Source organism: Microbacterium sp. P2_F9 (assembly GCF_056403635.1).
In genome coordinates, this window is sequence record NZ_JBFUFC010000130.1 from 1 (window position 1) to 10557 (window position 10557).

Sequence of the window (10557 nt, forward strand, 5' to 3'; positions counted from 1 at the left end):
GTCATCGGGTACGGCCTCGATTACGCCGAGAAGTACCGGAATCTCCGCGACGTCGCGGTGCTCGCACCGCACGTCTACTCCTGAACCGCCCTGCTCCGTCGCACGCGCACAGCGCGCATCGATTCCGCCATGGGCGAATGCACAGATTCGTCATAGCCTGCCCGCGATACCCTGAATCCACCCGCCGGCGCGGCTTCCGCCACCCTGCCGCGGGTCGGCTGACGAAAGGGAACGGGCCCAGCCCGCACCATGGACCTCAAGAAGATCACCCGCAATCCGCTCTTCTACGTGCTGATGATCGGGTTCCTGCTCGTCGTGGGCTTCTCTCTGATCTCGAGCCTCGGCGGGGCCAAGCAGATCTCCACCCAGCAGGGACTCGAACTGCTCGACGGCGGAACCGTCACCGAGGTCACGACGACCGACGGCGATCAGCGCGTCGACATGACGCTCTCCGAGCCGTACGAGGGCGCGACCGAGGTGCAGTTCTACTACATCGAGGCCCGTGCCGACGAGGTGGTCGCCGCGATCACCGCGGCCGACCCGAAGGACGGATTCGACGACGCCGTTCCGCGTGCGAGCTGGTTCGACGGCTTCATCTCGCTCTTCCTCCCGATCCTGCTGCTCGGCCTGCTCTTCTGGTTCCTGCTGTCTTCCGCCCAGGGCGGCGGCAGCAAGGTCATGCAGTTCGGCAAGTCCCGCGCCAAGCTCGTGACCAAGGAGACTCCGACGGTCACCTTCGAGGACGTCGCCGGCTCCGACGAGGCCATCGAGGAGATGCAGGAGATCAAGGACTTCCTGAAGGACCCCTCGCGCTTCCAGGCCGTCGGTGCGCGGATCCCGAAGGGCGTCCTGCTGTACGGCCCTCCCGGAACCGGCAAGACCCTGCTCGCCCGCGCTGTCGCCGGTGAGGCGGGCGTCCCGTTCTACTCGATCTCCGGTTCCGACTTCGTCGAGATGTTCGTCGGCGTCGGCGCGAGCCGCGTGCGCGACTTGTTCAACCAGGCGAAGGAGAGCGCTCCGGCGATCATCTTCATCGACGAGATCGACGCCGTCGGCCGCCMCCGCGGTGCCGGCATGGGCGGCGGGCACGACGAGCGCGAGCAGACGCTCAACCAGATGCTCGTCGAGATGGACGGATTCGACCCGAAGGCGAACGTCATCGTCATCGCGGCGACCAACCGCCCCGACATCCTGGATCCCGCTCTGCTGCGTCCGGGTCGCTTCGACCGCCAGATCGGCGTCGATGCGCCCGACCTCAAGGGCCGTACCCGCATTCTCGAGGTGCACGGCCGTGGCAAGCCGCTCGCGGACGGCGTCGACCTCGAGGTCGTCGCCCGCAAGACCCCCGGCTTCACGGGCGCCGACCTGGCGAACGTCCTCAACGAGGCTGCGCTGCTGACTGCTCGCTCCAACGCGCAGCTGATCGACAACCGCGCCCTCGACGAGGCCATCGACCGCGTGATCGCCGGCCCCCAGCGCCGCACCCGCGTGATGAAGGACAAAGAGAAGCTCATCACGGCGTACCACGAGGGCGGGCACGCGCTCGCGGCCGCGGCGATGAACCACACCGACCCCGTCACGAAGGTCACGATCCTGCCGCGCGGCAAGGCGCTCGGCTACACGATGGTGCTCCCGCTCGACGACAAGTACTCGATCACCCGCAACGAACTGCAGGACCAGCTCGCGTACGCGATGGGCGGCCGCGTGGCTGAGGAGATCATCTTCCACGACCCCACCACCGGCGCCAGCAACGACATCGAGAAGGCGACGAACATCGCCCGCAAGATGGTCACCGAGTACGGCATGACGATGGATGTCGGACCCGTCAAGCTCGGCTCCTCCTCGGGTGAGGTCTTCATGGGCCGCGACATGGGTCACGGCCGTGACTTCAGCGAACGTGTCGCGGAGCGGGTCGACGCACAGGTGCGCGCGCTGATCGAGCAGGCCCACAACGAGGCCTACGAGGTGATCAACGCCAACCGTGAGGTGCTCGATCGACTCGCGCTGGCGCTGCTCGAGAAGGAGACGCTCGACCACATCGAGCTCGCCGAGATCTTCAGCGACGTCCAGAAGCTGCCGCCGCGCCCGCAGTGGCTGTCCAGCGATGGGCGACCGGTCTCGGCCCGCCCTCCCGTCGATGTGCCGCACCGCAGCGAGCTGGGCCTGGCCGTTTCGGTCGAGGCCGAGCAGACCGTGCCGGAGAAGGCTCCCCGCCGTCAGCCGACCGGACAGGCGCGTCCCGCGACCGCGTAGGCTCGGCCTGTGGCCGTAGACCGTGAGCGTGTCGCCGCGCTCGTGCGAGAGCTCCTCGAAGCGATCGGGGAGGATCCAGAGCGCCCGGGCCTCAAGGCGACCCCCACGCGCGTGGCCGACGCCTACACGGAGTTCTTCGCCGGGGTGGGGCAGGATCCTGCCGCTCCGCTCGCCCACACGATCTCGATCTCGCACGGCCCGGCCCCGGAGACGGCGCCGTCCGGGGCGGTCATGCTCCGCGACATCCACTTCCGATCCGTCTGCGAGCACCATCTGCTGCCGTTCCGTGGGTGGGCGCACATCGCGTATCTGCCCGGCGATCAGGTGGTGGGTCTCGGCGCCCTCCCGAAGGTGGTCGAGGTGCTGTCCGCGCGACCCCAGGTGCAGGAGCGGCTCGGCGAGCAGATCGCCGACACCATCTCCGAGGCGCTCGACACCCGCGGGGTGCTCGTAGTGCTCGACGCTTCGCACGGCTGCGTCACCATGCGGGGGGAGCGTCAGCCCGAGGCCTCCACCGTCACGATCGCCGCCCGAGGCGAGCTCGCCGAGCCGGCCGCGCGCGCAGAGCTCATCGCCCTGATCGGGCCGCCACGCCTGGCGGGTCGCGAGTGAGCGCGCGGCGCGGATGAGCTGCCTCGTGATGGGGGTGGTCAACGTCACTCCCGACTCATTCAGCGACGGCGGGCTCTACCTGGACACGGATGCCGCGATCGCGCGCGGTCTGGCGCTTCGTGCGCAGGGTGCCGACCTGCTGGACATCGGCGGCGAGTCCACCCGGCCGGGCGCGCAGCGCGTCGACCCTTCCGTCGAGCGAGAGCGCGTGCTGCCCGTGGTTCGAGCGCTCGCCGAGGCCGGCGCCGTCCTCAGCATCGACACCATGAATGCGAGCACCGCCCTAKCCGCCGTGGAGGCGGGCGCCCGGATCGTCAACGACGTCTCGGGCGGGCTGGCCGACCCCGACATGCTCGCGGCGATCGCGCCCACAGGCGCGGATGTCGTGCTGCAGCACTGGCGAGGTCCCTCCTCCGCCATGTACGCGCAGGCGGAGTACCACGATGTCGTGCTCGAAGTGCTGCGGGAGCTGTCGGCGCGGATCGACGCCGCCGCGGCGGCCGGGATCGCACCTTCCCGGGTGATCGTCGACCCCGGCATCGGCTTCGGCAAGCAGGGCGCGCAGAACTGGGCAGTGCTTCGCGGGCTGCCCCGGATCGCCGGGCTCGGCCCGCGGATGATGGTCGGCACGAGCCGCAAGCGCTTCCTCGCCGATGCACTCGGAGCGGAGGCATCCGTCCAACGGCGTGACTTCGCCACAGCGGTGACGAGCGTGCTGGCCGCGCAGGCCGGCGCATGGGCCGTGCGGGTGCACGATGTAGCGGCGACGGTCGACGCGCTGCGGGTCGCCCGCAGCTGGGAGAAAGGTGCTGGATGGACTTCCTAGACGAGATCACCCTGACGGGTGTTCGAGCTTTCGGCCACCACGGCGTCTTCGAGGAGGAGCGTCGCGAGGGTCAGGAGTTCGTCGTCGATGTGACCCTCTTCGTCAGCACTGCCCGGGCGGCGGCGTCTGACGATGTGGCCGACACCGTGCACTACGGCGAGGTCGCCGAGCGCATCGTCGCCCTCGTCTCGAACGACCCGGTCAATCTTCTGGAGAAGCTCGCCGCGCGCATCGCCGACGACTTGCTGACTTGGGATCATGTCCGGATGGTGAGCGTGACCATCCACAAGCCGCAGGCGCCCATCACCGTGCCGTTCGCGGACGTCTCGGTGACCATCCGACGTGCCGCCGAAGCGGGGGAGCCCTCGTGAGCCGTCGCCTCGCGGAAGGGTTCCGCGGATCCGACGAGGCGTCCGAGCGTCCTGCCGTCGATGCCGTCGTCGCCCTGGGCGCCAACCTCGGCGATCGCGCCGCGGTGCTGGATGAGGCGGTCGCCGATCTGCGTCGACTGCCCCTGGTCGACGCCGTCCGCGCATCGGCCGCCATCGAATCGGTCGCCGTGCGACCGGATGGACCGGATGCCTCGGCCCCGGCATACCTGAACGCCGTCGCCCTCGTCACCACCCGGCTGGCGCCCACCGTGCTGCTTTCCTACCTGCATGCCATCGAGGCGCGGCACGGGCGTGAGCGCCGGGAACGGTGGGGCGATCGCACCCTCGACCTCGACCTCATCGCGTACGGGGACGTGCGCAGCGACGATCCCGGGCTGCTCCTGCCGCATCCGCGGGCCGCCGAGCGCAGCTTCGTTTTGGAGCCGTGGCTCCTGATCGACCCCGATGCCGAGCTTCCCGGCGCGGGCCGCGTCGACACGCTCCTCGAGCGCCTCCGGGAGGGTTCGTGAAGCGCACCGGCGCCGCCATCCTGGTGCTCGCCGCGGGCATCGGCGTGGCCGCGGGCTTTCTTCTCGACCAGCTGCTCACCGGAGCGGGGCGACCGACGTTCACTCCAGCGGTGACGCTGCCGATCCTGCTGGTCGTGCTGGGCGTCATCATCGTCGTGCTGGCGCTGCCGATCCGCCGCGCGACCAGAGGCGCCGACGGCTCGCCGGTGAATCCGTTCCGCGCGTTGCGGATCGCGATGCTCGCCAAGTCTTCGGCCATCGTCGGTGCGAGTTTCGGCGGTTTCGCGGGGGGCCTCGCCCTCTTCCTCCTCACCCGCCCCGTCACACCGTCGATAGGCTCGTGGGGAGCGGTGATCGCGACGATCGTCTGCGGCGTCCTGCTCATGACCGCGGGCCTCGTCGCCGAGCATCTGTGCACGATTCGGAAGGACGACGATGACGAACATCCCGGAGACGCCGAGACCGGATACGACGTCCACTCGCACTGACGAGGGGATGGATGCCGCGCTCGACGCGACCGTCGGCTCCGCGCTCGACCCGAACACCGAAGCCGTGCTCGACGCGAACACCGAAGCCGTGCTCGACGCGAACACCGAAGCCGTGCTCGACGCGAACACCTACGACCGGCTGATCGAGCCGCGGTCGCCGCACCGGCTCGCCCTCGAGCAGGGCGTCTGGCACCAGATCTCCCGCAGCTACCTGTGGGTGCAGCTCATTTCGTCCGGCCTCAGCCTCGCGGTCGTCGTGGCCATCATGCTCGTGCTTGTTCTCTTCTTCCACCAGACCTGGGCGCTGATCCCCGGCGGAATCGTCAGCGTCATCCTGATCTGGACCATCGCGATCCTCCCTCGTCAGGTGCGCGCGATCGGCTATCAGCTGCGGCACGACGACCTCGTCTTCCGTCGGGGAATCCTCTGGCAGCGGATGGTCGCCGTCCCCTACGGGCGCATGCAGCTCGTCGACATCACCCACGGCCCCCTCGACCGCGGATTCGGCATCGCACAGCTCAAGTTCGTCACCGCGGCGGCCAGCACCGGCGTCACCATTCCGGGCCTCAAGCAGACCACGGCCGAGACGTTGCGCGATCACCTCGTCGCCGTGGCCGAGAGCCGGCGGACCGGCCTATGAGCGACCCGACCCAGGGGGGCCCGCCACCGGTTGACGCCGTGCCATCTGCTGACGCGGTGCCGGACAGCGCGCCCGATCGCGTCCCGCCGCCCCCACCACTGCTCGCGCGCTCGCCCTTGAGCGACGGCGAGTGGCATCGGCTGCACCCACTGACCCCGGTGCTGCGCGGGGGGCTGTTCCTCGTCGTCGTGGCCGGCATCATCATCGCCAACCTGCGCGACCGTCTGGTCGTGCTCTTCCTCCCGTGGCTCGCCCCCGACGTGGACATCGACCGAGAGCTCGAGGGGTTCGAGAGCGGTGACCCGGTCGACTGGGTGATCGCGAATAACCTTTACCTGGTCGCAGCGCTCGCCGTGCTGGCGGTCCTGCTGGCGCTGACGGCCGTCTACTACCTGTCGTGGCGGTTCCACACGCTGCGGATCACCGGAGACGCCGTCGAGGTGCGCAGCGGCATCCTGTTCCGCACGCATCGCCGTGCCCCGCTGGATCGGGTGCAGGGGGTCAACCTGATCCGTCCGATGGTCGCGCGCCTGCTCGGCATGGCCAAGCTCGAGGTGGTCGGCGCGGGCACCGACGGCAATGTCCGGCTGGAGTACCTCTCCACCTCGAACGCCGAGGCCGTCCGCGCCGACATCCTGCGCCTCGCCTCCGGACGACGACTCGCGGATGCCGCGGCTCATCCCGCGGCGCAGAGTTCGCGGGTCAGCGCGCTCGGCCAGGCGGTCTCACGAGGTGTGACCGGGCTCATCGAGGGCGATGAGGCACCCGTCGCCGTGCCGGATTCGGTTGTGCAGATCCCGATCGTCCGGCTCGTGGCATCCCACATCATCAGTCCTGGGACGGTCGGACTGCTGTTCGCCATCGGTGCCATCGCGGTCGGCTCGATCCAGGGCACGCCCTGGCTGCTCATCGGCATGGTGCCCGCGGTGATCGGCTTCATCGCCTACTGGGTCCGCTCGATCGCGCGGTCGCTGCGCTATTCGATCGCCCCGACGCCCGACGGCGTGCGCATCACCTTCGGCCTGCTGACCACGATCACCGAGATCGTGCCCCCAGGCCGGGTGCATGCCGTCGAGGTGGCCCAGTCGATCCTGTGGCGCCCAGCCGGTTGGTGGAGCATCCGGATCAATCGGCTGTCGGGCAAGAGCCTGAGCGACACGAACCGCGATCAGTTCACGACGGTGCTGCCGGTGGGCAAGCTCGCCGATGTGCAGCGCGTGCTCGAGCTGCTGCTGCCGGACGTGCCGCCAGAAGAGTGGCCGCTGATCGTGCGGCAGGGTGTGCTGCGGCCGGCTGCGGGCGACACGTTCACGAACTCGCCGCGGCGGGCCTGGCTCCTGCGCCCGCTGTCGTGGCGGCGCAACGGATTCCGGGTGACGCCGGACCTGCTGCTGCTGCGCCGCGGGGCGATCTGGCGCCAGCTCGCGATCCTGCCGCTGGCGCGGCTGCAGAGTCTCGCCCTGGAGCAGGGTCCGATCGACCGGATGCTGCGGATCGCCTCGGCGCGGGCGCACACCGTGTCAGGACCGGTGTCGGCTGCGCTGTCGGTGATCGACCGCGACGAAGCCCTGGGCCTGTTCGCTGAGACGTCGGCCGGCGCCGTGCGCTCGGCATCGGTCGACCGCACCCACCGCTGGGCAGAGGAAGAGGAGCAGTCATGAGGCGCGACGGGCGGCTCGGGGTCGGGATCATCGGGGCAGGGCGGGTCGGTCCGGTGATCGGCGCCGCACTCGCCGGTTCCGGCCATGCGCTGATCGGCATCACCCGCGGTTCGGACGACGAACGGGTCGAAGCCGTGCTGCCCGGGCTGCCGGTGCTCGACACGGTCGAGGTCGCGCGCCGCAGCGAGCTGGTGATCATCGCCGTGCCGCACGACGAACTCCCCGGGCTGGTCGCAGGCCTCGCCGATGTCGGAGCCTGGCAGCCGGGCCAGCTCGTGCTGCACACCGACCCCGCCTACGGCACCGCCGTGCTCGCGCCCGCCGTCGCCCGCGGGGCGATCCCCCTGGCCGTCCATCCGGCGATCGTCTTCACGGGCACCTCGATGGACCTGCGGGTGCTGGCCACCGCCTATGCGGCCGTCACCGCGCCAGGTCCGGTGCTGCCGATCGCGCAGGCGCTCGCGGTCGAGCTCGGCTGCGAGCCGGTCGTCATCGCTGAGGAAGACCGAGCGGCCTACGCCGAGGGAATCGCGACGGCGACGACTTTCTCGCGGGCGATCGTCCAGCAGGCGGTGGAGTTGCTGGCTCGGGCCGGCGTGCCCAATCCGAGTTCCTACCTGTCGGTGCTCGCGCACTCCACCATCGACGAGGCGCTCACCGATGCAGGTCTAGGATTCGTGGCGTGAACGGGAGTTCCCCTTGGATCGGAGCGGCTCGATGAGGTTGCTGTGGCTCGCCTGCGGCCCAGGACCCGGGCCTCGGATAGGCAAACCGTGGGATCGATTGACACGGAACTTGCACAAAGAACATCAAGACCGTGAAAGAGTCAGTGACTCGATAGCTTGAAGACTCGGACGCCGAGATCCGAAGAACCCGGGAAGAGAATGGAGCACCGTGCCTGCTACGAATGGACGGGTGGCAGCGAGGACCTCCGCTCACAGGCTCTCCGCTCTTGACGGGTTGCGCGGGGTCGCGGCACTTGTCGTTGTTTTCTTTCACATCTTCCTGATTGCCCAACCCCATCTCGAGCAGTGGCTCGGACCACGTTCTGGCACTCCGTTCAGTTTCCGCTGGTGGCTCTACTCGTCGCCGCTGTCGATCTTCATCTCCGGCGCGCAGGCCGTTGTGGTCTTCTTCCTCCTGAGCGGGATCGTGCTCACCTTGCCTGTGCTCCGCGCCGCCCGGTATGACTGGCTGGCGTACTACCCACGCCGGATCATCCGTCTCTACCTCCCCGTGATCGCCTCTGTTCTGCTCGCGGTGGGCCTGTTCGTGCTAGTAAGCCGCGACGAGCTTCCGGTAGCAGGCTGGCAGGCCGCCATGCCCCGCGTTCTTGATCCGCTCGAACTCTTGGCGGAAACGCTCCTTGTTGCTCCTCACCCCCAGGTGAACGCACCTCTGTGGTCGCTCACATGGGAGATGGCCTTCTCCTTGCTCTTGCCCATCTACGTCTTGATCGCGCAACGTGCTAAGCGGTGGTCCGTGTGGGTCGTCGTGCTGTCAGTGGTGATCATCGCAATCGGCGGCGAACTTGGCTCGCCTTGGATGAAGGGTCTTCCAGTGTTTCTCATTGGTGCGATCGCAGCGGTGAATCTGGACCGGATCCACGCGGCGGCGCGACGAATCGACAGTTCGTCGCGGCATGTGCTGCGGTGGTCTCTGATCTTCGTGGCGAGCGTGCTGTTGATCACCGGTTCCGCGTTCACGGCATCACTTAGCCTGCGGAAGCCATATACGGTTGTCACCCACCTCTTCGAGGCTTCCATCGTGGTCGGCGCCATGGGGATCGTCTTTCTAGGCCTCGGATCATGGGGTGTACGGCGGCTTCTTGATTCGCGACCTCTGCAGTGGTTGGGTCGGGTCTCTTTCGGCCTTTACCTCACTCATGTTCCGATCCTCATGACGCTTGCCTTCGCGTTCGACTGGACTGCGTGGTGGATCGCGATGCTCGTCGGCGTCCCGGTTGTCCTCCTGGGCGCTGAAGCCTTCACACGCGTGATCGAGCAGCCTGCCCATCTACTATCGCGAAGAGTGGGGCGGCGAGTGAGCAAGCGACGGGGAATGATGATCACTCCCGAAGCACCACTCAACGATGGGGTGGGAACTATCTCTCTCCACAGCCTTAGCGGGGAGACCGCCGGGACAGAGCGCACCCCGTAGCGAGCAACCCCGTCCCAGACAACTCCCAGCCCTGCGCTGGACCGGGGCGGCCCGCGTCCGCCAACGTGCCTGCCTGCAAACTCGGCTGCGAGCCGGTCGTTATCGCCGAGGACCGTCCGGCCTACGCCGAGGGGATCGTGATAGCCGCGACCTTCTCGCGATCGATCGTCGTGCCGGCCGCCGGACTGCTTCGCAACGCCGGAGTGCCGAACCCCGGCTTATACCTGTCGGCGCCCGTGCACTCCACTGTCGGCGGTTGTCGGAGGCGGGATCTACGGACTCGGACACATGGCGCGCGCCCTGCTGGTCTCGGGGTCAGTGTGGAGGGGATCCTTCGACAGGCGGTTTGGCGCCACCCTCTGCTGTCGGAAGCCGAGCGCGAAGAACGACCAATACAACGAAGACGAGTGCGAACGCGGCCGAGCCGACYAGCCAGACGACCAGAGGGGATGGCCCCCATGGCCACCACCACTCCGCATTCTTGCCCGGATCGATCGCTGTCTGATCTGCACCAGTGGTGTATCTCTGCAGATTCACATGGAGGGCGAGCGATGCCGCGACGGACAACGAAACCCCGATCACCACCGCTCGTGGCGCTGACCACTCGGCCTCCGCCGCTGAGGTCGCGCTCGCAACGCCGATCAGGATCACGAGGAGCGGAAGGATGTACCGCGGTTGGATCAGGTTGGCCTCGACGTGAAGTTGCGACTGGGCGAGGAGGACGAACGGCACGGCCCAAAGTGCGGCAGCGACAGCGCCGAGCGCGATGGCCCGGCGTGGCGAGACCGCTCGAAGGCCGATGATGCAGGCGGCGCCGAATGACCCGAATGCGAGCACGGGGACAATCGTCGGCATGCTGGTGTCGAGCCATCCCAGTGGAGCGCTGCCGAAGACCCCCAGCCAAAGCCCCGGTATGCCGAGCAGGTTCGAGATGTGATCTGCTGTGCTCAGCGCGGGACCGTCGATCCCCAGGCCGACGACGGGCGCGAGGCCCTGGCCCGCACCCAGGTAGAAGG

11 protein-coding genes and 1 pseudogene are annotated in these 10557 nt (G+C 68.4%); 11 read left to right on the forward strand and 1 reads right to left on the reverse strand.

Annotated features, from left to right (window positions below; translation table 11 throughout):
- The 11 genes and pseudogenes from AC1DVT_RS13545 to AC1DVT_RS13595 form a co-directional block, all read left to right on the forward strand.
- Positions 1-84, forward strand: a pseudogene (locus tag AC1DVT_RS13545) (hypoxanthine phosphoribosyltransferase); the annotation flags it as partial.
- 165 nt (positions 85-249) lie between these two features.
- Positions 250-2253, forward strand: a complete 2004-nt coding sequence (gene ftsH, locus AC1DVT_RS13550) for an ATP-dependent zinc metalloprotease FtsH (RefSeq protein WP_477389581.1) — start codon at positions 250-252, stop codon at positions 2251-2253.
- A 9-nt stretch (positions 2254-2262) separates the two neighbouring features.
- Positions 2263-2865 carry a GTP cyclohydrolase I gene (gene folE, locus AC1DVT_RS13555; RefSeq protein ID WP_457100849.1) on the forward strand — a complete coding sequence of 201 codons (603 nt, stop codon included), beginning with the start codon at positions 2263-2265 and terminating at the stop codon, positions 2863-2865.
- Positions 2866-2893: 28 nt separating this feature from the next.
- Complete coding sequence (gene folP / locus AC1DVT_RS13560; RefSeq protein WP_477389589.1) at positions 2894-3691, forward strand: dihydropteroate synthase; 798 nt, start codon at positions 2894-2896, stop codon at positions 3689-3691.
- Positions 3679-4062, forward strand: a complete 384-nt coding sequence (gene folB / locus AC1DVT_RS13565) for a dihydroneopterin aldolase (RefSeq protein WP_477389582.1) — start codon at positions 3679-3681, stop codon at positions 4060-4062. Before folP ends, folB begins: the two co-directional genes overlap by 13 nt.
- Complete coding sequence (gene folK / locus AC1DVT_RS13570) at positions 4059-4592, forward strand: 2-amino-4-hydroxy-6-hydroxymethyldihydropteridine diphosphokinase (RefSeq protein WP_477389583.1); 534 nt, start codon at positions 4059-4061, stop codon at positions 4590-4592. The genes folB and folK overlap by 4 nt, the downstream gene beginning before the upstream one ends.
- Complete coding sequence (locus tag AC1DVT_RS13575; RefSeq protein ID WP_457100846.1) at positions 4589-5080, forward strand: DUF3180 domain-containing protein; 492 nt, start codon at positions 4589-4591, stop codon at positions 5078-5080. Before folK ends, AC1DVT_RS13575 begins: the two co-directional genes overlap by 4 nt.
- 112 nt (positions 5081-5192) lie before the next feature.
- Positions 5193-5720: a PH domain-containing protein gene (locus AC1DVT_RS13580; RefSeq protein WP_477389590.1), complete on the forward strand. Its 528-nt coding sequence runs from the start codon at positions 5193-5195 to the stop codon at positions 5718-5720.
- 56 nt (positions 5721-5776) lie between these two features.
- Complete coding sequence (locus AC1DVT_RS13585) at positions 5777-7381, forward strand: PH domain-containing protein (protein ID WP_477389584.1); 1605 nt, start codon at positions 5777-5779, stop codon at positions 7379-7381.
- Positions 7378-8067: a DUF2520 domain-containing protein gene (locus AC1DVT_RS13590; protein ID WP_477389585.1), complete on the forward strand. Its 690-nt coding sequence runs from the start codon at positions 7378-7380 to the stop codon at positions 8065-8067. Before AC1DVT_RS13585 ends, AC1DVT_RS13590 begins: the two co-directional genes overlap by 4 nt.
- 274 nt (positions 8068-8341) lie before the next feature.
- Positions 8342-9541, forward strand: a complete 1200-nt coding sequence (locus AC1DVT_RS13595; protein ID WP_477389587.1) for an acyltransferase family protein — start codon at positions 8342-8344, stop codon at positions 9539-9541.
- A gap of 315 nt (positions 9542-9856) precedes the next feature.
- On the opposite strand, the gene AC1DVT_RS13600 is transcribed toward AC1DVT_RS13595, so the two are convergent.
- Positions 9857-10557 (reverse strand): DUF2142 domain-containing protein (locus AC1DVT_RS13600; protein WP_477389588.1); only part of this gene is annotated, 701 nt, incomplete at its 5' end.